The sequence below is a fragment of the Halopseudomonas sp. genome (genome assembly GCF_047631575.1).
Lineage (GTDB): Bacteria > Pseudomonadota > Gammaproteobacteria > Pseudomonadales > Pseudomonadaceae > Halopseudomonas.
In genome coordinates this window covers 626520-650217 of sequence record NZ_JBLIAB010000001.1, presented here as the reverse complement: position 1 = coordinate 650217, position 23698 = coordinate 626520, and the positions used below count along the sequence as shown (strand labels likewise).

The 23698-nt window shown below is 56.2% G+C and carries 23 protein-coding genes, 1 other RNA gene and 1 pseudogene; 15 read left to right on the top strand and 10 right to left on the bottom strand.

Features of this window, described 5'->3' with window-relative positions; translation table 11 throughout:
* Positions 1 to 9 precede the first annotated feature (9 nt).
* Positions 10 to 183: a YqaE/Pmp3 family membrane protein gene (locus ACJAXR_RS03060; protein WP_415056758.1), complete on the top strand. Its 174-nt coding sequence runs from the start codon at positions 10 to 12 to the stop codon at positions 181 to 183.
* Positions 184 to 244: 61 nt separating this feature from the next.
* Here the strand turns inward: ACJAXR_RS03060 and ACJAXR_RS03055 are convergent, their stop codons facing one another.
* Positions 245 to 2422 carry a malate synthase G gene (locus tag ACJAXR_RS03055; protein WP_415056757.1) on the bottom strand — a complete coding sequence of 726 codons (2178 nt, stop codon included), beginning with the start codon at positions 2420 to 2422 and terminating at the stop codon, positions 245 to 247.
* Between the two features lie 196 nt (positions 2423 to 2618).
* Between ACJAXR_RS03055 and ACJAXR_RS03050 the strand changes: the two genes are divergently transcribed.
* The gene (locus ACJAXR_RS03050) at positions 2619 to 3551 is read left to right on the top strand and encodes an alpha/beta hydrolase (RefSeq protein ID WP_415056756.1); all 933 of its coding nucleotides are present in this window, start codon (positions 2619 to 2621) and stop codon (positions 3549 to 3551) included.
* 14 nt (positions 3552 to 3565) lie between these two features.
* Here ACJAXR_RS03050 and ACJAXR_RS03045 read toward each other — a convergent pair whose 3' ends face one another.
* Complete coding sequence (locus ACJAXR_RS03045) at positions 3566 to 4321, bottom strand: DUF2059 domain-containing protein (protein WP_415056755.1); 756 nt, start codon at positions 4319 to 4321, stop codon at positions 3566 to 3568.
* A gap of 170 nt (positions 4322 to 4491) precedes the next feature.
* Here ACJAXR_RS03045 and ACJAXR_RS03040 point away from each other — a divergent pair, with 170 nt between their 5' ends.
* Complete coding sequence (locus ACJAXR_RS03040) at positions 4492 to 5127, top strand: 2OG-Fe(II) oxygenase (protein WP_415056974.1); 636 nt, start codon at positions 4492 to 4494, stop codon at positions 5125 to 5127.
* A gap of 23 nt (positions 5128 to 5150) precedes the next feature.
* Here the strand turns inward: ACJAXR_RS03040 and serA are convergent, their stop codons facing one another.
* A complete protein-coding gene (serA, locus tag ACJAXR_RS03035) occupies positions 5151 to 6380 on the bottom strand; it encodes a phosphoglycerate dehydrogenase (protein ID WP_415056754.1) in 1230 nt (409 codons plus the stop codon).
* Positions 6381 to 6557: 177 nt separating this feature from the next.
* Here serA and ACJAXR_RS03030 point away from each other — a divergent pair, with 177 nt between their 5' ends.
* The 3 genes from ACJAXR_RS03030 (at position 6558) to ACJAXR_RS03020 (ending at position 9640) form a co-directional block, all read left to right on the top strand.
* Positions 6558 to 7949 (top strand): FAD-binding oxidoreductase, encoded by a 1392-nt coding sequence (locus tag ACJAXR_RS03030; RefSeq protein ID WP_415056973.1) that lies wholly within the window; start codon positions 6558 to 6560, stop codon positions 7947 to 7949.
* Positions 7950 to 7981: 32 nt separating this feature from the next.
* A complete protein-coding gene (locus tag ACJAXR_RS03025) occupies positions 7982 to 8650 on the top strand; it encodes a fumarylacetoacetate hydrolase family protein (RefSeq protein WP_415056753.1) in 669 nt (222 codons plus the stop codon).
* 93 nt (positions 8651 to 8743) lie between these two features.
* On the top strand, positions 8744 to 9640 hold the full coding sequence (locus tag ACJAXR_RS03020; RefSeq protein WP_415056752.1) for an SdiA-regulated domain-containing protein: 897 nt from the start codon (positions 8744 to 8746) through the stop codon (positions 9638 to 9640).
* Here ACJAXR_RS03020 and rpiA read toward each other — a convergent pair whose 3' ends face one another.
* Positions 9641 to 10312 carry a ribose-5-phosphate isomerase RpiA gene (gene rpiA / locus ACJAXR_RS03015; protein WP_415056751.1) on the bottom strand — a complete coding sequence of 224 codons (672 nt, stop codon included), beginning with the start codon at positions 10310 to 10312 and terminating at the stop codon, positions 9641 to 9643.
* Between the two features lie 125 nt (positions 10313 to 10437).
* On the opposite strand from rpiA, the gene ilvA reads away from it, so the two are divergent.
* Positions 10438 to 11952, top strand: coding sequence for a threonine ammonia-lyase, biosynthetic (gene ilvA, locus ACJAXR_RS03010; protein WP_415056750.1), 1515 nt, complete (start codon positions 10438 to 10440; stop codon positions 11950 to 11952).
* Here the strand turns inward: ilvA and ACJAXR_RS03005 are convergent.
* The 6 genes and pseudogenes from ACJAXR_RS03005 to ACJAXR_RS02980 all read right to left on the bottom strand — a co-directional run bounded on the left by ACJAXR_RS03005 (position 11898) and on the right by ACJAXR_RS02980 (position 14628).
* Positions 11898 to 12407, bottom strand: a pseudogene (locus tag ACJAXR_RS03005) (GGDEF domain-containing protein). The gene ilvA and the pseudogene ACJAXR_RS03005 sit on opposite strands and share 55 nt — an antisense overlap.
* 51 nt (positions 12408 to 12458) lie before the next feature.
* Positions 12459 to 12773: a hypothetical protein gene (locus tag ACJAXR_RS03000; protein WP_415056749.1), complete on the bottom strand. Its 315-nt coding sequence runs from the start codon at positions 12771 to 12773 to the stop codon at positions 12459 to 12461.
* A gap of 520 nt (positions 12774 to 13293) precedes the next feature.
* The gene (locus tag ACJAXR_RS02995) at positions 13294 to 13896 is read right to left on the bottom strand and encodes a 5-formyltetrahydrofolate cyclo-ligase (protein ID WP_415056748.1); all 603 of its coding nucleotides are present in this window, start codon (positions 13894 to 13896) and stop codon (positions 13294 to 13296) included.
* 3 nt (positions 13897 to 13899) lie between these two features.
* Positions 13900 to 14079: non-coding RNA, 6S RNA (gene ssrS, locus ACJAXR_RS02990), on the bottom strand.
* Between the two features lie 40 nt (positions 14080 to 14119).
* Positions 14120 to 14422, bottom strand: coding sequence for a cell division protein ZapA (locus ACJAXR_RS02985; RefSeq protein WP_415056747.1), 303 nt, complete (start codon positions 14420 to 14422; stop codon positions 14120 to 14122).
* Positions 14419 to 14628, bottom strand: coding sequence for a TIGR02449 family protein (locus tag ACJAXR_RS02980; RefSeq protein WP_415056972.1), 210 nt, complete (start codon positions 14626 to 14628; stop codon positions 14419 to 14421). The genes ACJAXR_RS02985 and ACJAXR_RS02980 overlap by 4 nt, the downstream gene beginning before the upstream one ends.
* Before the next feature lie 216 nt (positions 14629 to 14844).
* On the opposite strand from ACJAXR_RS02980, the gene ACJAXR_RS02975 reads away from it, so the two are divergent.
* The 8 genes from ACJAXR_RS02975 (at position 14845) to gcvH (ending at position 23692) form a co-directional block, all read left to right on the top strand.
* On the top strand, positions 14845 to 15417 hold the full coding sequence (locus tag ACJAXR_RS02975) for a UPF0149 family protein (protein ID WP_415056746.1): 573 nt from the start codon (positions 14845 to 14847) through the stop codon (positions 15415 to 15417).
* Positions 15418 to 15433: 16 nt separating this feature from the next.
* Positions 15434 to 16774, top strand: coding sequence for a Xaa-Pro aminopeptidase (pepP, locus tag ACJAXR_RS02970; protein WP_415056745.1), 1341 nt, complete (start codon positions 15434 to 15436; stop codon positions 16772 to 16774).
* Positions 16771 to 17964 carry a 2-octaprenyl-6-methoxyphenyl hydroxylase gene (gene ubiH, locus ACJAXR_RS02965; protein ID WP_415056744.1) on the top strand — a complete coding sequence of 398 codons (1194 nt, stop codon included), beginning with the start codon at positions 16771 to 16773 and terminating at the stop codon, positions 17962 to 17964. The genes pepP and ubiH overlap by 4 nt, the downstream gene beginning before the upstream one ends.
* Before the next feature lie 33 nt (positions 17965 to 17997).
* Positions 17998 to 19251, top strand: coding sequence for an FAD-dependent monooxygenase (locus ACJAXR_RS02960; protein WP_415056743.1), 1254 nt, complete (start codon positions 17998 to 18000; stop codon positions 19249 to 19251).
* A 71-nt stretch (positions 19252 to 19322) separates the two neighbouring features.
* Positions 19323 to 20324 carry an extracellular solute-binding protein gene (locus ACJAXR_RS02955; protein ID WP_415056742.1) on the top strand — a complete coding sequence of 334 codons (1002 nt, stop codon included), beginning with the start codon at positions 19323 to 19325 and terminating at the stop codon, positions 20322 to 20324.
* Positions 20325 to 20475: 151 nt separating this feature from the next.
* A complete protein-coding gene (locus ACJAXR_RS02950; protein ID WP_415056971.1) occupies positions 20476 to 22077 on the top strand; it encodes an ABC transporter permease in 1602 nt (533 codons plus the stop codon).
* A gap of 120 nt (positions 22078 to 22197) precedes the next feature.
* The gene (gene gcvT / locus ACJAXR_RS02945; protein ID WP_415056741.1) at positions 22198 to 23283 is read left to right on the top strand and encodes a glycine cleavage system aminomethyltransferase GcvT; all 1086 of its coding nucleotides are present in this window, start codon (positions 22198 to 22200) and stop codon (positions 23281 to 23283) included.
* A 28-nt stretch (positions 23284 to 23311) separates the two neighbouring features.
* Positions 23312 to 23692, top strand: coding sequence for a glycine cleavage system protein GcvH (gene gcvH / locus ACJAXR_RS02940; protein WP_415056740.1), 381 nt, complete (start codon positions 23312 to 23314; stop codon positions 23690 to 23692).
* Positions 23693 to 23698: the final 6 nt, after the last annotated feature.

The following is a 23698-nucleotide window of genomic DNA, read 5'->3' as shown; positions in this document are numbered from 1 at the left end:
GGGCAGACCATGGCAGTGACCGCAACCGACCCGATCAAGATTATATTTTCCATTCTTTTACCGCCCGTCGGTGTTTTTCTTGAAGTAGGTTTTAAGGGCCATTTCTGGCTGAACATTCTGCTTACGCTGTTCGGGTTCATTCCTGGCATCATCCATGCCCTGTATGTGATCCTCAAGCATTGAAAAATAGCTTGAGCGTTGCACAAAAAAACCCGGCCTGAGCCGGGTTTTTTGTGCAACGTTATCAGCAGCCGTAGCGTGCCTTGAATTCGCGGCGCCGACGGTGCAGAACCGGCTCGGTATAACCATTTGGCTGAATGGTGCCTTCGATGCACAGCTCGATAGCGGCTTGGAATGCAATGCTGTCATCAAAATCTGCAGCCATTGGCTTGTAGGCAGAGTCGTGCTCGTTCTGCCGGTCGACCACGGCCGCCATACGCTTCATGGTCTCCATTACCTGCTCTTTAGTGCAGATGCCATGGCGGAGCCAGTTAGCGATGTGTTGGCTTGAGATGCGCAGGGTCGCACGGTCTTCCATCAGGCCGACGTCATTAATGTCTGGAACCTTGGAGCAGCCTACGCCATGGTCAATCCAGCGGACCACGTAACCGAGGATGCCTTGGGCATTGTTATCCAGCTCCTGCTGGATTGCCTTGGCCGACCAGTCAGTCTTTTCCGCCAACGGAATAGTCAGGATGTCGTCGACTGATGCCGGGGTGCGGGTAGCCAGTTCGTCCTGACGCTGGGCGACATTGACCTTGTGATAATGCAATGCATGCAAGGTTGCCGCGGTGGGAGAGGGAACCCAAGCAGTGTTGGCGCCTGCCATCGGATGCCCGATCTTTTGCTCTAGCATCGCGGCCATCAGGTCGGGCATGGCCCACATGCCCTTACCGATCTGGGCGCGGCCCTTGAGCCCGGTTGCCAGGCCGATGTCGACGTTGTTGTTCTCGTAGGCTCCAATCCACTTGGCGCCCTTGATTTCGCCCTTGCGGATGAACGGCCCTGCTTCCATCGATGTATGGATTTCGTCACCGGTACGATCGAGAAAGCCAGTATTAATAAAGGCTACCCGCTCGCTGGCAGCCTTGATGCATGCCTTGAGGTTGACCGTGGTGCGCCGCTCCTCATCCATAATGCCAACTTTCAGCGTGTTGTGAGGCATGCCGAGCATGTCTTCCACCCGACCGAACAGTTCGGTGGTGAAAGCAACCTCTTCGGGGCCGTGCATTTTCGGCTTGACGATATACACCGAACCGGTACGGGTATTCTTGCGGCTGGTATTGCCGTTGAGGTTGTGCATCGCGATCAGGCTGGTCACCACGCCGTCCATGATACCCTCGGGCACTTCATTGCCGTTGTTGTCGAGAATGGCATTGTTGGTCATCAGGTGGCCAACATTGCGCACAAACAGCAACGAGCGGCCGTGCAGTGTCAGTGTTGAGCCATCAGGCTGGGTGTACTCGCGATCCGGATTCATGGTGCGGGTGAAGCTGCTGCCGCCCTTGGCGACGCTCTCGGCCAGGTCACCTTTCATCAAGCCCAGCCAGTTGCTGTAGATGATGGTCTTGTCCTCGGCATCGACTGCTGCAACCGAATCTTCACAGTCCATGATGGTAGTCAGTGCAGACTCCATCAACACATCCTTGATCCCGGCTGCATCGGTCTGGCCAACGTTGCTGGCCGGATCAAACTGAATTTCGAAATGCAGTCCGTTATGCTTCAGCAATACGCCTTGGGGCTGGCCGGCCTGGCCGCTATAGCCAGCCAGTTGGTTGTTATCCTTCAGGCCTGTGTGCGTGCCGTTTTGCAGTGCAACAGAGAGCTGACCGTCATTGATCACGTAGCCGGTCGAGTCCACATGGGAACCTTTCGCCAGTGGTGCTGCCAGATCTAGGAATGCTCGGGCGAATGCAATGACCTTGTTGCCGCGTATTTCGTTATAGCCTGGGCCTTTGGTGGCGCCATCGGCTTCGGAAATGGCGTCAGTACCGTACAACGCATCGTACAAAGAGCCCCAGCGGGCGTTTGCTGCGTTCAATGCAAAGCGTGCGTTCATGACAGGCACGACCAGTTGTGGGCCAGCCATCGTGGCAATTTCTGCATCGACATTGCTGGTAGTGGCCTGAAAATCATCGGGCTCAGGGAGAAGATAACCGATATCCTGCAGGAACGCTTTGTAGGCGGAAGCGTCATGAGCCTGACCCGCGCGCTGCTGATGCCATGAATCGATTTGCGCCTGAAGGTCGTCGCGCTTGGTAAGCAAGGCCTTGTTCTTGGGCGCCAGATCGGTGATCAGGGTTTCAAAGCCGGACCAGAAGGTCGCAGAATCGACGCCGCTGCCTGGAATGGCTTGCTGATTGATGAAATCGTGGAGAACCTTGGCAACCTGGAGGCTGCCGACTTGGACGCGTTCAGTCATGGAAAACCCTCACTCTGCAGACAACCTGCGCAAAGGTGCGCCAGGTGTGGAATTTGGAAACGCAGCATGTTACACGATGATCGATTGCAAATCATGTTAGAGACACGCATACGGATCGCTCGCTGTATTGGATTCAGGAAAAACGTATCGGCCCATTAAAAAACGGGCTTTCGCCCAATGACCCGTCGAGATGTGAATGAATCAGGTTTTTTTGGACTTGCTGGTCGAGCAGTTACCCGAATTGGAACCCGGGCGAAAGCTGGATGCGTCAGCGCGGCGTTACGCCGCTTATTACGGTATTGATTTCAGCGATCAGGTGCACCAGCATCTTGGACGTATTCAGGTTGATGAGTTCAGTGTCGCCGTACAGGTCTGGTTACCACCCCAGCCCCGTGGCACGTTGATCATCCTGCATGGTTATTACGACCATATGGGGCTTTACCGACATCTGATCAACTGGGCGTTGCAGCGTGATTTGGCGGTCATGGCATTTGATCTGCCAGGTCATGGTCTGTCCAGTGGCAAGCGGGCCAGTATCGACTGTTTTCTGCGCTATCAAAAGGTGCTTGATGAGGTGCTTATTCATGCTTCAGGCTGGCGACTGCCGGCGCCTTGGCATTTGCTGGGTCAGAGCACGGGTGGGGCGATCCTGATTGATAAGCTGCTCCATGGCCCATTACCGGAAGAGCTTGGGCGTACCGTTCTCATGGCTCCGCTGGTCAGGCCGCGCAAATGGGGTGTCTCACAGGTCAGTCTGCGATTGCTCAGTGGCTTCGTACAGCAATTTGGCCGACGTTTTACTGACAATTCGACGGATCAGGCATTTCTCGACTTCATTCGCGAGCGAGACCCGCTCCAGTCACAGGTCCTTCCGGTGGCATGGGTACTGGCGCTGGAAAAATGGATTCCGCGCATCGAACAGGCAAGCCCCAGTGGATTACGCCCGCTGGTAATACAGGGCCAGATGGACGGTACAGTGGACTGGCAACACAATATGCGTGTGCTGGGCCAGAAGTTCGATAAGCCTGAGATTTTCTTTCTGCCTCATGCGCGCCATCACCTGGCAAACGAGGGCGAGCTTATCCGTCGGCAGTATCTAGCCTGGCTCGCCCACGAGCTGGAAATCTAAGACGCGCATGCCGGTCAGGGATTGAGTGCATCCTTGGCAGCTAGCTCCATGGCGTGGAAAGTGGCCTGTCCCGCCTCCGACTGGCTCCAGTTTAGATACTCTTGTAATTCCGTGTCGCTCAGGTCGCGATATACATAGGCCAGTGTGTCGGGTAGGTCCGGCGCCATCTGGTTGCGGATATCCTGGCGTCGGGTGCTGACCAGATCAACAGGCACTTGAAAAAGACCGCCTAGCAGTTCATTTGCACTTTCTGTGGCCAGCCCCGCCAAAGCCATGGACACCTCCACGCCGACCTCCAGCGCCGGCAAGCTATTACTTAGCTGTCGAACCAGAGTGTAGCGCTGCGGATCAACTTGTTGCTGCGGTATACCGCGCTGCATTTCCTTTACCGAAGTCGGTGCTGTCGCGCGCGTTTCCAGCGTCACGACCTTGCGGCCAAGGGGGCTACGATAGAAGTCCATCGCTTTAATATGGGCAGCATTGGGCAACGAAACCGCCAGACGGCTCCGGGCGCGGTCCTGCATGGCTACGGGGTTGAAACGCAGGTTGCTTTGCCGCACTAGGGTGGCGTGTAGATTGGCAGGCAGTTGCTGGGCATACCGTTGTTGAGCGGCGCTCAGTGCGTCCTGGAAGTGTTTCTGGTGAGTGGCCATGCCTGACACATCATAGAGCTGCGCTGGCGCGGGGGATTGGGCGCGGGCTGACATGGCGATGAGGGCAACACTGATGAGCAGTGTCATGGCTAACAGATGAATCGGTTTAAGGCGCATAAGATCTCGCAATGGTGAGTAGGGGTGATTCCATAAGCCTCAACAGGCTTGCTGCGCCAGCGCCAGAGGATACAATGCGCCGGTCCTGCGGCCTGGCTGGGCGTCCCTGTGATTTGGGCCCGACGACTTTTCCTAGCGTAACATTCAACGCAATATTCGAGTTCATTACCATGTCCGAGTTCCCTACTGCACTCAGCGATTGCTTCGAGCGCATCGCCGATGATCTTGTGGTCCGCCACTGGTCGGTTCAGGAGAGGGTGTTGCCAGACGCTTTGATCGATCAGCTTGGCGCCATCTGTCACGCGTTGTGGCATCAGGAAGATCTGACCCCGGCGGCTGTAGGTCCAGCTGGAGAAGAACTGATTATTCCTTCCATCCGGGGGGACTACACTCGTTGGTTGGATGATTGTCCGCCCACTGAGGCCGGGGCCAAGTTCCTGCAGATCATGGATGACTTGCGGGCGGCGCTAAATCGCAGTCTATTTATTGGTCTAGACAGCTTTGAAACGCACTATGCGCTCTACCCGCCCGGAGCGGGTTATCGCAAGCATCTGGATCGATTTAAAGGTAGTCCCCTGCGTCAGGTTTCGGTTGTAGTGTATCTCAATCGAGCGTGGCTGCCAGGCGATGGGGGGGAGCTGCGGCTGCATCTGGAGGAAGGAGCGCATGATGTAGCTCCACGCGCTGGAACGCTGGCGGTATTCATGAGTGAGAGCATCGTGCACGAAGTGCTGGCGGCTAACAGGGAGCGCGCCAGCCTGGTGGGCTGGTTTCGCCGGCGCCCGGACAACCCGCTGTTGCGTTAGCAGATCGCCCGAGCAACGTAGGCTTAGAACAATACGCGCGCCCGTATTGTACCTTTAACCTGCTGAACCTTTTCCAGTGCCAGTTCCGACGCGGCTGCGGCTACGTCGATGACCACATAGCCGACCTTTTCGTTAGTCTGCAAGAACTGCCCGCATATGTTGATATCGTTGGCCGCGAATACTTGGTTGATCTCGCTCATCACGCCAGGCACGTTCTGGTGGATGTGCAGCAGGCGATGCATGCCCGGATGCGAGGGCAGCGCCACCTCGGGGAAGTTGACCGAGGTGATGGAAGTGCCGTTATCGCTGTAACGCACCAGCTTCTCGGCCACTTCTAGTCCGATATTGGCCTGGGCTTCCAGTGTTGAGCCGCCGATGTGGGGGGTCAGGATGCAGTTATCAAACTCGCGCAAGGGGCTAACAAATTCTTCCTTGTTGGAGCGTGGCTCGACCGGAAATACATCGATTGCTGCACCATTGAGGTGCTTGTCGCGTAACGCATCGGCAAGAGCATCGATCTCTACCACGGTGCCCCGTGCTGCGTTGATCAGAATGCCACCGGGCTTCATTGCCCGAATTTCCTTCTCGCCCATCATCCACTTTGTGGCAGCAGTTTCCGGTACATGCAAGGTAACTATATCGGCCATACCCAGTAATTCATGCAGCGATGCAACCTGCACAGCATTACCCAGCGGCAGCTTGGCGACTACGTCATAGAAGAAAACTTGCATGCCAAGGCCTTCGGCCAGAACAGACAACTGAGTGCCGATCGAACCGTACCCCACAATCCCCAGCTTCTTGCCGCGGATCTCGTATGAGTTGTCCGCGCTTTTGATCCAGCCGCCGCGGTGGCAGGAGGCATTCTTTTCCGGGATGCCACGCAGCAACAGGATCGCTTCAGCCAATACCAGCTCGGCTACAGAGCGGGTATTGGAATAGGGTGCGTTGAAAACCGCTACGCCCATTTCCATTGCGGCGGTCAGGTCGACCTGATTGGTGCCAATGCAAAAACAGCCTACCGCGACCAACTTATGGGCATGACTGAACACCTCAGCAGTCAACTGTGTGCGCGAGCGGATGCCAATGAAATGCGCTTCCGCTATCGATTCCTTGAGCTGGTCCTCCGGCAGCGATCCGGTGTGATATTCGATGTTGGTGTAACCGGCAGCCTTGAGCGTATCGACGGCGGTCTGATGCACGCCCTCGAGGAGCAGAAACTTGATCTTGCTTTTGTCCAGCGAGGTTTTGTTCATGATGTCGGATACCCGTAATGCGGATTAAGATAGGCGTGCAGGATTCTGTGACGCTTTTTGTCGCAGCAACAGTCCTGTTTCATAAGCTGCGTATGCTAGCATAATCTCTCTTTTTTGCTGCCTGTCCCTGGATGAAAAGTCTTCAGGTGCCGCATGAATTCCGTTCGAGAGCCGACCATGACCCTAGATGCGATTATTGCCATCCTCAAAACGCTGGTAGATGCCGATAAGGTGCGCACCGATGCTGAGTCGTTGAACACCTGGGGTAAGGACTGGACCAAGCATTTTGAGCCCGCGCCGCTAGCCATTGTCTTTCCCAAAAGCACCGAGCAGGTGCAAGCGCTGGTCAGGTTTGCCAATGAACAAAAGCTGGCGCTGGTGCCTTCGGGTGGGCGCACAGGCCTGTCCGCAGCGGCAGTGGCGGCCAATGGCGAAATTGTCGTGTCCTTCGACTACATGAACCAGATCACCGAATTCAACGAGTTCGATCGCACCGTGGTCTGTCAGCCTGGCGTGATTACTGCGCAATTGCAGCAGTTCGCAGAAGACAAGGGTCTTTATTACCCGGTGGATTTTGCATCCGCTGGCTCCAGTCAGATCGGCGGTAACATAGGCACCAATGCCGGCGGTATCAAAGTGATTCGCTACGGTATGACACGCAACTGGGTCGCCGGTCTCAAAGTAGTGACCGGGGCAGGTGAGCTGCTGGAGCTGAACAAGGATCTGATCAAAAATGCGACTGGCTATGATCTGCGTCAGCTATTCATCGGCGCGGAAGGAACCCTAGGTTTTGTTGTAGAGGCCACCATGCGGCTAGAGCGCGCGCCACGCAATCTGACTGCAATGGTGCTCGGTACGCCCGACTTTGATTCGATCATGCCGGTACTCCACGCATTTCAGAACAGGGTCGATCTGACCGCATTCGAGTTTTTTTCCGACAAGGCCATGGCCAAGATTATGGGTCGGGGCGATGTGCCCGCGCCTTTCGAAACCGATTGTCCCTTCTATGCGCTGCTCGAATTTGAAGCATTGAATGAAGATATAGCCGACGAGGCGCTCGCGACGTTCGAGCATTGCGTCGAGCAGGGTTGGGTGCTGGACGGCGTAATGAGTCAGAGTGAGCAGCAACTGCAGAATCTTTGGAAGTTACGCGAGTTCATCTCCGAGACCATCTCGCACTGGACTCCCTACAAGAACGATATCTCGGTTACCGTGGGCAAGGTTCCGGCATTTCTGCACGACATTGATGCCATTGTCGCCGAGCATTATCCAGATTTCGAGATCGTCTGGTTCGGTCATATCGGCGACGGTAACCTGCATCTGAACATTCTCAAACCCGAGACGCTGTCCAAGGATGAATTCTTCACCCGCTGCGCTGCGGTGAATAAGTGGGTTTTCGACATTGTGCAGAAGTACAACGGCTCTATCTCCGCCGAGCACGGCGTAGGCATGACCAAGCGCGATTATCTGACCTATAGCCGCAGCGAAGCCGAAATCGCAGTGATGAAAGCGATCAAGCAGGTATTCGATCCCAACGGAATCATGAATCCGGGCAAGATATTCCCCTGAGCGTATTCGTAATGAGCGAGCAAGGAGTTTGCATGTCGTATCAGCACCGTTTTACCGATGGGACAGCTGCTGACTTGCCATCAGGTAAAGTCGTGTGTGTGGGTCGCAATTACGCGGAACACGCGCGGGAACTGAATAATCCGATACCCGCCGAGCCGCTCTTATTTATCAAGCCGACGACGGCTGTTGTACCTCTGGCCGACCCTATTGTGCTCCAGTCCCGTCGCGGGCCGATTCATTTCGAGACCGAAATTGCATTGCTGATTGGTAGCACCTTATCCGGTGTAGTAAGCGAAGCACAAGCAAGGGCAGCTATTGCCGGGGTGGGGCTCGCGCTTGACTTGACGCTACGCGAGCTGCAAGACCAGTTGAAGAGCAATGGCCACCCATGGGAGCGAGCAAAGGCGTTCGACGGTGCTTGTCCCTTGTCACTGTTCGTGCCGGCGGCTTCGGTGCCTGAGCTCGATAATATTGGCCTGCAGCTACAGATCAATGGGGAGGTGCGTCAGCAGGGCAATAGTGCGCAGATGATTACCCCGATCCTAACGCTCTTATGCCAGATTGCGACGGTATTTACCCTGTTGCCGGGTGATGTTGTTATCACTGGAACGCCCGCCGGGGTAGGTGTGTTGCGTGCGGAGGACTCTTTACGGCTGCAGATCCCGCAGATGCTGGACCAGTCAACGGATGTCACTGACTAGATTGCCGCAGACAAGTGCCGGCTACCGGTTTGGGTCGGTTCGTCTGCACCTCCGCTCTTCAATTCAGAAGAGTTGCCATCCATTTGGGCTTCAATGAAAAAAACCATACTAGCGCTTGTCTTGCTGTGCCTGGCAGTTGCTGCCGGCTATGTGCGGTTCAACAATCTGGACGTCCTCTGGTGGCAAAATTGGAATCTCAATCGTCAGATAATGCCTGAGCAGGCATTGGCGCTTGGACGCTATCGTGTGGATATTGACGGACTTGAAGTCCCTGGCGTGAACGATGATCTTTCGGCGCTGACGTATAACGCTGATACCAATACACTTTTTGCGCTACTCAATGGGGAGGCTCTGGTGATCGAGCTGAGCTTGGAGGGGAAGCTACTGCGCAGCATCCCCGTGGTCGGCGCTGGCGACATGGAGGGCTTGACCCACGTGACGGGCGACCGCTATGTCCTCGCTGAAGAGCGCACGCAACGCCTGTCACTGGTCAACATAAGGGCCACGACACAGAGTCTGGATATTGGCTCTGCGCCCAGTCTTGTGATCGCGCTCGATCAGCCGGGCAACAAGGGATTAGAGGGTTTGTCCTGGGATGATGCAAGGCAGCGTTTGCTGGTTGTCCGCGAGCGTGATCCGATGCGTGTTCTGGCCGTCACCGGCTTTGTCGAAGCGCTGCCTGGTGAGCCGATTGCGCTCAGTATTACCGAGATCAAGTCCGATAACTCCCGGCGTCTTTTCATGAGTGATCTGTCTTCCCTGGCTATGCATGCGCCGAGTGGTCATCTTTTGTTGCTCAGCGACCAATCACATATGGTCGTTGAGTATGATCTCGAGGGGCAGCCGCTCAGTCTGCTGGGGCTCTGGAAGGGCATGAACGGCTTGCGCGAAACGGTCAAGCAGGCCGAAGGTCTGGCCGTTGACAACCGCAAGCGGATCTACGTGGTAAGCGAGCCTAATCTTTTCTACCGTTTCGTGCCGGTCGATTAACTAGCGCTTCAGCGTTTTGACTCCCTCAAGGGTACCCAGCAAGAGGATGTCTGCTGGTCGCGCGGCGAACAATCCGTTGCTGACCACGCCGACAATCCCATTGAGTTGGGCTTCCAGTGTGCGGGGATCATGGATCTGCATGTTATGTACATCCAGAATCACGTTGCCGTTATCGGTGATCACGCCTTCGCGATAGACCGGATCGCCACCCAGCTTGACGATCTCCCGGGCCACGTGACTGCGTGCCATCGGGATCACCTCGACGGGGAGCGGAAAGGCGCCAAGCGTTTCCACCAGCTTGCTGCCATCGGCAATGCAGATAAAGGTACGAGCTACCGCGGCAACGATCTTTTCCCGGGTCAGCGCCGCGCCGCCGCCTTTGATCAGCTCTAGATGCTTGTTCGCTTCGTCGGCGCCATCAACGTAGTAATCAAGATTGGCAACACTATTGAGGTCATGCACTTGAATACCGTGTTGCCTCAGACGTTCAGCGGTTGCCTCGGAGCTGGCGACCGCGCCATCAAAGAACCCTTTGTGCTTTGCCAGGGCGTCGATGAAATGGTTGGCGGTAGAGCCCGTGCCCACCCCTATGATGCTACTGTCCTCCAGATGGGGTAGCAGAATATCCACGGCGGCCTGGCCGACGGCCTGTTTCAACTCATCCTGGGACATGGTCCATACCTCTGGTCGGCGTTATGTGTAGTCGCAAATTATACGCGTACTGGCATGGCGCCGTGTAGTCGCAGGACGGTCGATTCGCTAGACTGGCTTTTTTCACCGGAATAAGTCGAAGCCCCATGCTGGAAACCTACGTAAAAAAGATCCTCAGCTCCCGTGTATACGATGTCGCGGTGGAGACGCCGATCCATGCTGCGCCCTTTCTGTCCGAGCGGTTGGGTAATACGGTATTGCTCAAGCGCGAGGACCTGCAGCCGGTTTTTTCGTTCAAGATTCGCGGGGCCTACAACAAGCTTGCGCTGCTCAGCGATGAGCAGCGTGCCTGCGGTGTAGTGACTGCCTCGGCGGGCAACCACGCCCAGGGTCTGGCGTATGCGGCACGGCATTTGGGGGTCAAGGCGACCATTGTGATGCCGTGTACTACACCGGAAATCAAGGTTCGCGCTGTACGGGCCTGGGGGGCCAAAGTCGTTTTGCACGGCGATGCTTTTGACGAGGCTCTGACTTTCTCGCAGAAGCTGATCAAGGAAAAGGGGCTCGTCTATATCCACCCCTTTGATGATCCCGATACGATCGCCGGGCAGGGCACTATTGCGATGGAGATTCTGCGTCAGCATCAGGGTCAGCTGGACGCTATTTTTGTTCCTGTTGGCGGCGGCGGACTGATCGCTGGGATTGCGGCGTACGTAAAATACCTGCGCCCGGATATTCGGGTAATCGGTGTTGAGCCAGAGGATGCAGCCTGCCTCAAGGCGGCGATGGCAGCCGATGAGCGTGTTGTGCTGAGTCAGGTCGGCTTGTTTGCCGACGGCGTGGCGGTTGCGCAGATTGGTCAGCACACCTTCGAGGTCTGTCGTCATTACGTCGATGAGGTGATTACGGTCACCACTGACGAGATGTGCGCGGCGATCAAGGATATCTACGATGATACGCGCTCCATCTGCGAACCAGCTGGATGTCTTGGCGTGGCAGGCATCAAGAAATACGTTGAGCGGGAGAATTGCAGCGAAAAGGTATTTATCGCAATCGACTCTGGCGCTAACGTCAACTTTGACCGCTTACGCCATGTGGCCGAGCGTGCCGAAATAGGCGAAAAGCGTGAGGCGCTATTGGCGGTGACCATCCCGGAAAAGCCGGGCAGCTTCAAGGCGTTCTGCCAGGCAATCGGCAAACGCTCGATCACTGAATTCAATTATCGCTTTCACGATAACGCCGAGGCTCACATCTTCGTCGGAGTGCAGACGCATCCTGACCTCGACCCCCGTGATGTATTGGTGGAAACTCTGCAGAAACAGGGATTCCCAGTCCTTGATCTGACCGATAACGAGCTGGCCAAATTGCATATCCGGCATATGGTCGGTGGCCATTGCGAGCAGGTGACCGATGAGGTGGTCTACCGATTCGAGTTCCCTGAGCGGCCGGGGGCACTGTTCAACTTCCTCAACAAGCTGGGCGCTCGCTGGAATATTTCGATGTTTCATTATCGCAATCATGGCGCGGCTTATGGTCGGGTCGTCGTCGGCTTGCAAGTTGCCGAGGCGGAGAGGCACAAGGTGCCGGAGACTCTGGACAGCATCGGCTACATGTATTGGGATGAGACGGATAATCCGGCATACCGTTTGTATTTAGCCTGAAAGGACTCGGCGCAGTACCGATTCGCTCGCTGCGGTCGCATCTGCGCCTGGTTACGTCCGCCGGTCGTGGCCTGATAAAGGGCCTTGTTAGCCATTTCGATCAGTTTCCCGGGGTCGGTCTGGGCCGATGGCTGCACAGATGCTGCGCCAATGTTGACGGACAGTCTGTTGTTGCCGCTCGCGGTATAGTCTATGTGCAAGTCTGCCGCAGCTTGTTACAAATACTCGGTCACCTTACAACACTGCCCGCGATCTGCTCCGAGCAGGATGACGACAAACTCTTCGCCACCACAGCGGCGAACGGCATTTCGCTCACGCAGTAAACTGCCGCTGAGTGCTTCGGCCAGTCGCTTCAACGCGTCGTCGCCCGCTTGATGGCCAAGCGTGTCGTTGAAAGGTTGGAAATGATCGGCGTCGATCATCAGTAGACCTAGACGACCTTTGTGACGGGTCAGGCGGCGCCATTAGATGGTCATGTCCAGAATCAGAGTGAGCCGAGCCTGGTTTTATTGCAGACTTTCTTCGATTGCCTGGCGCCGGTCGACTTCCAGCCGAAGCTTGTCGTTGCTTGCGCGCAGACCGGCGATGAGCATCATCAGCGGCAGGTGATTGGTGGTACTGGCAATCAGATTCGAGAGGGGCCTGGCCTTGAGGCGAAAAGATTTGTTATCTCCCAGCGTGACGGGACTACCCACCACCCATTTGACGTCGAGGTCTCCTCCGACATGTTGACTGAAGAGGGTCTTGTCGTGCTCTATCAACGCCATGCTCAGATGAAACTTGCCGTTGCCACGCAATAACTCCTGAAGTGCATGATCCACTCGGAACACGCCGGAGATGAGAACATCAAAGTGTTCAACGTCAATTCATCCTGTCATCACATTGCGATACACGGGCACATAGTAAGCAAGGGCGGCTTTGCCTTGGGGCAGCAGAAACTGTTAGTCAGGACGTTTGAGCCATCTTTAGTAACAACGTAATAATTGTCCGCGTTAAGCGGGGGTGACAAACGACTAACCGCGCGAGCATTTTCGTTTTCCGGGTTTGACATACGAAAGGGTGTGGTTTAAAAACGGGTTCTTGTTCACGCAATTACTTCGCTTCGTTTGCGGACACCTTAGGTGTTGGTGCCGACGATGGGGGCAGCACCTGTGTGACATTTACTTGAGCAAACGGTTTCAAATAATAATAAGTAGTTTTTTATAGAGGTGCTTTGTGCGGCGCAAACCTGATTTGCTTTGGATTCTGGTTGTCGTGTTCGGTCTGGGGGTAGTCACGACGGGTTACACTCAGGGTTTTCTGAAAAATGTATCGTCGTCGATACAGGTTATCCCGCCATCCTTATGACGTGGAGAACAGGATGCACTCTGCGTCGGTGACGATGCCGTTCAGCGGAATGTCCCAGGATTTTACCGGGAGGACTTCTACCTTCTGGCAACTGTGCGCCAGTCCCAGTAGTTGCGGGCCTCCCCAGCTACTCCGCATGCGGCGATAGGCGAACATTCTGTCATAGAAGCCGCCGCCCATGCCGAGTCTGTTGCCGTGCTCGTCAAAGCCCACCAAGGGCATGAGGACCAGGTTCAGTCGCCAGGGTCGCGTTTGGGCTTTTCTGTCTGTCTTGGGTTCGGTGATGCCAAAACGATTGCGGCTCCAGCGCTGACCGGGACGGATGCGCTGGAACCCCATCCGCGTGGTCGGCCATTCGCTTAATACCGGCAGATAGCAGATCTTGCCAAGCCTTTGTGCGTAATTGAACAGCAGGCCGGGGTCGATCTCGCCATCATTGGCCAGATAAAAAGCAATGTGGTGACTTCGAATAAAGAGTGGATGTTGCGCCAGGCGCTGAAACAGCTGTCTGCTGGCTCGATGTTGTTGGGCTGGGGTAAGTGCCCGGCGCGCGGAACGCAGTTCCTTGCGTAACGTCTTACGTCGGGAAGATATCATGTTAGGGTCCCCGGAGATGCCGCTGCCGGGCTAGCCCTTGAACCCGAAAGTTCAAGGTGGGGGACACGGCATTGTCTCAGGCTTTCCGACATGCGGACATGCACACTGACAATAACGCGTGGCCTCCTTCTACAGGAGTATCGGCTCAGGGACATCACCTGCTGGCAAACATCCCAGGGACAAGAAACACTATACAGAAAAATTAGCACAGGTTCACGATTGATCAGGGTTGATGACGCGAAAGTGCCTGATCGAGCCGGTTGACCAGTTCGCCGATCTGCCGTTGTTGGTTGTCCAGCTCGCTGTCCTGCTTGCGAGTGCCAGTCAGCATGTCGTGGCTTATATTAAGCGCGGCCATGACCGCGATACGCTCTACGCCAATGACCTTGCCGCTGTTACGTATGTCGCGCATGGTCGTGTCCAGGTGCCGCGCGGCCTGCTCCAGATTGCTGCGCTCCTCCGGAGGGCAACTGACACGGTATTCCTTGTCAAGAATGTTCAATGTGACTGTCAGGGCGGTGCTCATGCATCATGCTCCAGGGATTTGAGACGAGATATCATGGCTTCGACCTTCTGACGGGCCAAATCGTTCTTTTCAATCAGTTGCATCCGCTCTTCTTTCCAGGATTTCTCCTGTACGTGCAAATGCTGGTTCTGCTGCTGGAGGCGGTCGCAGAGGTCTATCAGCTGGGCCACTTTCACTGTCAGTTTGTTGATATCGGGTTCTTCCATTTTCGCCATTCTGTCTTCCCGGTGTTGGGCAACTATAGAGTGGCGCCGCAGGGCGGTCAAACCTGTGTCAGACTGACCTGCATCCGCTAGCGCAAGCCCGAGGTCTGCTGCGCTAGACCCTGCTGTCCGGGGGCAGTAGATTACGCAACATAATGCTCCTTCCTTAAAGCCTATTTGCTTTTATAATGATTACGTTGACTTTGGAGGCTCTGATTTATGGCATTGATGCCAGCGGTATTTGATTTTGACCGTTACGCCCAGCTTTTTAACGATCTGGGGGCTTCGGTACTCCCGGCTGAACTGCATGGTCACCTTGTGGGCCGGCTGTCTGCCGGCGCCCGGTATGATCACGGGACCTGGCTGAACGTAGTGCAGGAGCTGCTTGATGCCCGTGTCAGTCTTCCTGAGGCGGCAAAGGTACAAGTTATTCAGCTTTATGACGCCAGCCTAGCTGAGCTGGCCGGCAGTGGCTTCGACATCACTCTTTTGTTACCTGATGACAGCGTAGCTGTGGATCGACGGACCCAAGCGTTAGGGCAGTGGTGCGAAGGGTTCCTGGGTGGCTTTGGTCTGGTCGAGCGCAGCAACGAACTGAGCGAGGAGGCGGATGGGGCGCTGCACGACTTTGCTGCCATTGCCCAGGTGCAGACCGACCTGGAAGAATCCGAGGCCAATGAGGTCGATTTCATGGAGGTCATGGAGTACGTGCGTATGGCGGTGTTGATGTTGTTCAGCGAATGCCAGCCCGACGCTGACAGCGAAACCAAGCCCCCTGCATCATTGCATTAAAATCCCAGAGGTAGGCATGCACATATCCAGACAGGAATACGCACGGCGCCGCAAGGCACTTATGTCACAGATGGAGCCCAACAGCATAGCTGTGCTGCCGGCAGCCCCGGCCCGGATACGTAACCGGGACGTGGAATATCAGTATCGTCAGGACAGTGACTTCCAGTACCTGACGGGCTTTCCCGAGACTGAGGCTGTGGCGGTGCTCATTCCCGGCCGCGAGCATGGCGAATATGTCTTGTTTTGTCGTGAAAAGGACAAAGAGCGGGAGTTGTGGGACGGTTATCGCGCCGGGCAGGAAGGCGCAGCCAGCGAATATGGCGCCGATGATGCTTTTCCTATTACGGATATCGATGACATTCTGCCCGGGCTGATTGAGGGTCGCGAACGGGTTTACTACGCGATGGGTGCGAATCAGGATTTTGATCGCCTACTGACTAACTGGATCAATGTGATCCGCAGCAAGGCGCGGCTCGGGGCAACACCGCCGAACGAATTCGTTGCTCTGGATCATCTGCTGCACGACATGCGCCTGTACAAAAGCGCCGCAGAAGTGAAAGTGATGCGTGAAGCAGCGCAGATATCGGCTAAAGGCCATATCCGCGCTATGCAGGTATGTCAGCCGGGCACATGGGAATATCAGCTGGAGGCCGAGCTGCAGCATACGTTCATGCGACATGGCAGTCGCTATCCGGCCTACTCTTCAATCGTGGCTGCCGGTCGCAATGGCTGCATCCTGCATTATACGGAAAACAGCAGCCAGATTCGCGACGGGGACCTGGTTCTGATCGACGCTGGCTGCGAGCTCGATTGCTATGCTAGCGACATCACCCGCACTTTCCCTGCGAGCGGACGCTTTTCTACCGAACAGCGCGCGATCTACGACATCGTGCTGCAAGCTCAGGCTGCCGCGTTCGAAGTGATTGCCCCTGGTCGTAACTGGAATGAGTCGCACGAGGCGACGGTACGGGTCATTACCACCGGCCTGGTTGAACTGGGTCTGCTTCAGGGCGAGATAGACCAGCTTATCGCCAACGAGAGTTACAAGCGGTTCTACATGCACCGTGCCGGTCATTGGCTGGGCATGGATGTGCATGATGTGGGGGATTACCGTATTGGCGGAGCCTGGCGGGAGCTGGAGGCCGGTATGGTTATGACGGTTGAGCCGGGCATTTACATCGCACCGGACGATGAAACGGTTCCGCGCAAATGGCGGGGTATCGGCATCCGCATAGAGGATGATGTGCTGGTCACCAAGACGGGTTGTGAGGTTCTCAGTGCCGACGTACCCAAGGGCGCAGATGAGATCGAAGCTCTCATGGCTCTGGCCCGAGAGCCTGCTGGTGAGCCTGCGTGAGCGGTGATCTGACGATCGTTGGCGGGGGTATGGTCGGGGCTTGTCTAGCGCTGGCCCTGCAAGACTGCGCGCGTCAGAGCGGTTGGCGGATTCGCTTGGTCGAAGCTCAGCCGCCGGTGAAAGGTCAGGTCCAGCCAAGCTATGATTCACGCTCCACCGCCCTGTCGCACGGCAGCCGCCTGTTATTGGAACGTCTAGGCGTTTGGGATCAGCTGGCTGCTACAGTCGAGCCGATCAAGCACATTCATGTGTCTGATCGTGGTCACCCCGGAGTGACTAGATTGCACGCGGCAAGGGAATCGGTGCCGGCACTTGGCTACGTGGTGGAAAATGCTCGGCTGGGCGAAGTTCTGCTGGCAGCACTGAATAGCGACGCGGTTGAGTGGATGGCGCCGGCACGCGCAACGTCGGCGCGCGCTATGTCTGATGGCTACGAGCTTGATGTGGAACTTGATGGCAGCAGTCAGACGGTCAATGCCGGTCTATTGGTGCTTGCCGATGGCGGTCGCTCAGGTTTGCTCGATCAGTTGGGTGTTTATCGTGAGATTAGCCCCTATGGTCAGACTGCAGTAGTAGCAAACATTTCTAGTGCAATGGGCCACGGTTCGGTAGCTTACGAGCGTTTTACCGAATCCGGACCACTTGCCTTGTTACCGCTCGCTGGTCAGCGCAGTGCGCTGGTATGGACCTTGCCGGAGCATCAGGCACATGAAATCGCGGCATTGCCCGACGATGCGTTCCTGCATGCGCTCCAGCAGGCTTTCGGCTACCGGATGGGGGCGCTTACCCGAGTCGGCGCACGCGTTTGCTACCCGCTTCATCTGATTGAGGCCCAGGAACAGGTCAGGGCGAATCTAGTCGTGCTCGGTAATGCCGCGCACAGTCTGCACCCGATCGCCGGACAGGGGTTCAATCTGTCCCTGCGTGACACGCTCGCGCTGGCAGATAAGCTGATCGCTGCCAGCAACAAGGGTATTGCGCTGGGCGACCTGCAGGTGTTGCAGGGGTATCTCGACGGTCAGCGCAACGATCAGCAGTTGACCGTGGCTTTCAGTGATTACCTGACACGTTTGTTCAGTAACCGTCAGCCATTACTGACGGTGGGACGGAATCTAGGATTACTTGGGCTTGACCTGCTACCGCCAGCGCGTCGAATGTTTGCGCGCCAGGCAATGGGTTTGAAGATTTAAGCCGGTATACCGCCCTTTTAAGAGATAGATGCCATGGCGCAAGACTATGATCTGATTATCGTTGGTGCCGGAATGGTTGGCGCCACGCTGGCGCTGGCGCTGGCTGACACTGAGCTGAAGATTGCCATCGTGGATGGCTTGCCTCTGGATCAGCCTGAGCAGTCGGCCCCGACCTCGTCTGGTTATGATCCACGGGTGAGCGCATTAAGTGCGGCTTCCGAGCGCATATTCAGTCGTCTTGGCGCCTGGCCGTCGATTGTCGCCGAGCGGTGCTGCTCCTACCGGCAAATGTGCGTGTGGGACGCTGAGGGTACCGGCGAGATTCGTTTTGATGCCCATGAGCTGAACGAAAATCGTTTGGGTCATATCGTCGAGAACAATCGTATTCAGCAAGCGCTGCTTGACTGCCTGGCCCAGACGCCAGTGACCATGCTTGGTGGGCGCCGCATCGAGACGCTGGTGCGTGAGGAGCAGGGCTGGCGGTTGAAGCTGACCTCGGGCGACACAGTGTCTGCGCCGTTAGTCATCGCTGCCGATGGAGGCAAGTCCAAGGTCCGCGAGCTTGCCGGTTTTGCACTGCGGGAATGGGATTATCTGCACCACGCTATTGTGACCACCGTACGGGTGGCAAAGCCGCATGGAGAAACGGCCTGGCAGCGATTTTTGCCTACCGGTCCGTTGGCTTTCCTGCCGTTGATGGATCAGCAGGGTGCGCATTACTGCTCGGTTGTCTGGTCATTAGTGCCCGAGGCCGCAGACCGCATGATGGCATTGGACAATGGAGCCTTTGCAGCAGAGATAGAAACGGCCATCGAGCACCGTCTGGGACGCGTCACGGTGACTGATCCACGTCACCGGATAGCCCTGCGCCAGCGTCATGCGAAAACCTATGTGATGCCTGGCTTGGCTCTTGTGGGTGATGCGGCACACAGTATTCATCCGCTGGCAGGGCAGGGGGTGAACCTGGGCTTGCTCGACGCAGCGGAACTCAATGATGTGCTGCGGGAGGCAATTCAGCGCGGTGAGTCGATCGCAGACCTGTCCGTTTTGCAGCGTTACGAGCGGGGGAGGATGGGCAACAACCTTGGAATGATGGTGGTCATGGAAGGATTCGAACGGTTATTTCACGCTGATGCACTACCTCTGCGCTGGCTGCGTAATGCCGGTATGCAGTGGCTCGAGCAGCAAGGCAAGTTGAAATCCATGTTAATTCGGCGTGCCATGGGACTCGACGGCAGTCTCCCGACACTGGCGAAGGATCTGGCACTGGAAAAGGAAAGTGATTAATCATCTGGTTGCTAAACTAAATTCGAATCATTATCATCTAGGTTCTGCTTATCCATTGTGAGGCGCAACCTATGTCCGCTATCCGTTCCATCGCTGCACTGAGTCTGGCCCTAACGACCTTCGCCAGCATCGCCCAAGCCAAGGAGCTTGTGGTTTACTCGGCCCGTCAGGACCATTTGATTCAGCCGGTCTTCGATCTTTATACCGAAAAAACCGGCGTGAAGATCAACTTCATTACTGACAAGGAAGCGCCGCTGCTCGCTCGACTTCAGGCCGAAGGCAAGAACACGCCGGCCGATCTGTTGATTACCGTTGATGCTGGTAACCTCTGGCAGGCCGAACAGCAAGGCGTACTGCGCGAAGTTAAATCAGATGTCATTGAGACCAATATTCCTGCCCAGTACCGCGCTGAGAGTGGTCAATGGACGGGGCTTTCCCTGCGCGCACGGACTATTGTGTACTCGACCGAACGCGTCAATCCGTCCGAGTTGAGCACCTACGAGGCGCTAGCTGACGACGGCTGGAAAGGGAGGGTCTGCCTGCGTACCTCGAAGAAAGTGTATAACCAGTCCTTGACCGCAACCATGATCGAGACGCTCGGTGCCGATCGCACCGCCGAAGTCATCGATGGCTGGGTCAGCAATCTGGCCACGCCGGTTTTCCCTGATGACACTGCCCTGATTAATTCAATCGATGCGGGCCAGTGCGATGTAGGTATCGTCAATACCTACTATTTCGGTCGGTTGCAGAAAGATGATCCCGCAATAAAGGCAGCTTTATTCTGGCCAAATCAGAGTGACCGCGGCGTTCATGTCAATATTTCCGGTGCCGGTGTTACCCGCTATTCGCAGCAGCCTGAAGAGGCCATCAAATTGCTGGAGTGGATGACTACACCCGCAGCTCAGGAGGTCTTTGCTGAGGTCAATCAGGAGTATCCGGCTAACCCGGGTGTGAAGCCGTCGCAGGAAGTAGCTGCGTGGGGTGAGTTCAAGGCTGATCAAATTAATGTCGAAGTGGCGGGTCGTTTGCAAGCCGAGGCCATTATGATGATGGATCGTCAGGGCTGGAAGTGATATGACGCAGGCCTGAGCCTTTGGCAGCATTTCCCGATATACTGAACGCCCGGCCACGCGCCGGGCGTTTGCATTGTTCAGGGCCGCTGTTATACGGCGCGGCTGTTTACCGAGCGCAGGAGCCGATGTGCACCAGGTTTTGACCCGAAAAATGCCTTACTGGCGAGTGGTGGCTTACGGCTCAGCAGCGTTGGTGCTGATGCCGTTGCTGGTGCTGCTGATCAGTTGGCAAAGTATCGATACCGTTATCTGGGGGCATTTACTGCAGACGCAGATGCTGCAGTTAATTGGCAACACCTTGATGCTGGTGGCTGGCGTGGGTGCGGGAGTCATTCTGCTCGGCGTCAGCCTGGGCTGGCTGACCAGCATGTGTGAGTTCCCCGGACGACGCTGGCTGGATTGGGCGTTGATGTTGCCGTTCGCCATACCCGCCTATGTACTTGCCTTCGTGATGATTGGGCTGCTGGACTTTGCCGGCCCGTTGCAAACCCTTCTACGTAGTTGGCTTGGCAGCGACTTCCGCATGGTATCCATCCGGTCCACCGGCGGCGTGATTATCGTGCTGGTATTGGTTTTCTATCCCTACGTGTATTTGCTCGCTCGCAGCGCCTTTATGGCTCAAGGACGTGGCTTGATGGAGGCTGCGCGGGTGCTCGGGCAGACGCCCTGGCAAGGTTTTACCAAGATAGCGCTGCCGATGGCGAGGCCAGCGATAGGTGCCGGCGCTGCGCTGGCTATTATGGAAACGCTAGCTGACTTTGGCGCAGTTTCGGTATTCAACTACGACACCTTTACGACAGCCATATACAAGACGTGGTACGGGTTTTTCAGCCTGCAGACAGCAACCCAGCTGGCCAGTGTATTGCTGCTTTTTGTCTTTCTCGCCCTGTTTGCCGAGCGCCGAGCGCAGGGTAGTCGGCGATTCCCCGGGGTCGATCGGCCACGCCCCGGCGCAATTTACCGGCTACGCGGGCCTAAAGCCTTGCTCGCTAGCGGTTACTGTTTGCTGGTGCTCTGCGTCGCTTTTATCATTCCCGTTATTCAGCTGATTTACTGGTTGATAGAGGGTGGTATGGCTCATCTGGACAGTCGCTACTGGTCACTCATACGCAATACCTTGTTATTGGGTGCAATGGCCGCGGCACTGACCGTGAGTCTGGGGGTTTTGCTCGCGCTTTCCAGGCGGTTGCAGCCGATACGGCGTATACGGACTGCCGTCGCCGTCGCGAATCTGGGGTACGCACTGCCCGGTTCGGTGCTCGCGGTTGGTATCATGTTTGCCTTCAGCTGGATCGATAACGCGCTGCTAATTCCGTTTCGCGGTTGGCTTGGAGTAGAGCAGCCTGCTCCTTTGTTACTGGGCAGTCTTTTTGCGCTGTTGCTGGCCTATCTGATTCGTTTTATGGCGGTGGCCTACGGCCCAGTGGATACGTCCCTAGCACGCATTCGGCCCTCTTTGCCGGAGGCTGCCCAGAGTCTGGGTCAGTCAGGCTGGGCGGTGTTGCGCAGGATATATCTGCCACTCTTGTTGCCGGGTATCCTTAGTGCCGGGTTGCTGGTATTTGTTGACGTGCTCAAGGAAATGCCGGCAACGCTGCTAATGCGTCCTTTTGGCTGGGATACTCTGGCGGTGCGCATTCACGGTTTGACCACCGAGGGCAATTGGCAGCGGGCTGCCTTGCCCGCATTAACCCTGGTGCTGGTAGGGTTGCTTCCGGTAATCGTATTGATTCGTCGCTCTGGTCGCCGATAGGGTAGTCTCGGCGGCTGCAACCGGTGTCGCCGGCAATTCGCAGCAAAGGCTGCACAGCCCGCCTGATTTTGGCTACAATTCACAGCCGATCACCTCTCTTTGCATTAAGGAAAACGTCGAATGGGTTCGCGTACTCCGCTTTACGAGCAGCACTTGGCCGCCGGCGCCAAGATGGTTGATTTTGGCGGTTGGGACATGCCATTGAACTACGGTTCGCAAATGGAGGAGCATCACCAGGTGCGCAGCGATGTGGGTATGTTTGATGTCTCCCACATGACAGTGGTCGACGTTGCGGGCACCGATGCAAAAACTTTCCTGAGATACCTGCTGGCCAATGACGTGGCGCGCCTGGTGACAGCTGGAAAAGCGCTCTATAGCGGGATGCTCAATCAAGATGGTGGCGTGATTGATGATCTGATCGTATACCTCACCGACGAAGGTTACCGGCTCGTCGTTAACGCCGCGACACGGGACAAGGACTTGGCCTGGATGAAAAGTCAGGCAAATGGTTATGCAGTGACCGTTCAAGAGCGCGCCGATCTGGCTATGATCGCCGTGCAAGGCCCGCGCGGCCGCGAGTGCGCCGCCAGCGTGGTAAGCGACAACCGTGCGGCGCTGATGAATGACTTGCAGCCTTTTCAGGGACTACCTGAAGGTGACTGGTTCATCGGCCGCACCGGTTATACGGGTGAAGACGGGCTGGAAATTATTCTGCCCGCCGGGCAGGCTGCCGCGTTCTGGGACGCACTGCTGGCCGCTGGCTGCAGACCTTGCGGCCTGGCCGCCCGTGATACGTTGCGTCTCGAAGCAGGCATGAACCTGTATGGTATGGATATGGATGAGACGGTTTCTCCGCTGGCAGCCAATATGGGCTGGACCATTGCCTGGGAGCCGGTTGAGCGGGACTTTATTGGCCGCAAAGCCCTTGAAGTCCAGCGCGCCACAGGTGATCAGCTGAAGCAAGTTGGCTTGGTAATGAGTGAGAGAGCGGTGCTGCGCGGACATCAGAAGGTGATAGTCGAGGGCGTGGGCGAAGGTGAAATAACCAGTGGCACCTTCTCCCCGACGCTGAGCTGTTCTATTGCTCTGGCCCGCGTTCCGCGAGGAACCGGCGACAGTGCGCAGGTTGAGATACGTGGCAAGTTACTGGATGTACGCGTGATCAAGCCTGGTTTTGTGCGTAACGGCAAAGCCGTATTCGAATAAATTTCATTTTTCTTCCGAGGACCGTCCCATGAGTAAAACCCCCGCCGAGCTTCGTTACGCCGCCAGTCACGAATGGACCCGCCTGGAAGCAGATGGCACCATTACCGTTGGCATCACCGATCATGCTCAGGATCTGTTAGGCGATGTCGTTTTCGTCGAGCTGCCCGAAGTGGGCCGCCAGGTGAACGCTGGCCAGGAATGTGCCGTGGTCGAGTCAGTGAAAGCCGCTTCGGATATCTACGCTCCGGTCAGTGGAGAAGTGATTGCCATCAACGAGACGCTCACTGAAAGTCCCGAGCTGGTAAACAGTGAGCCCTATGCCGGTGCCTGGTTTTTCCGTGTTAAACCAACTGATGCGGCCGAGCTCGACAAGCTGATGGACGCTGACACATATAGCGCTTCCATCTGATGGCAT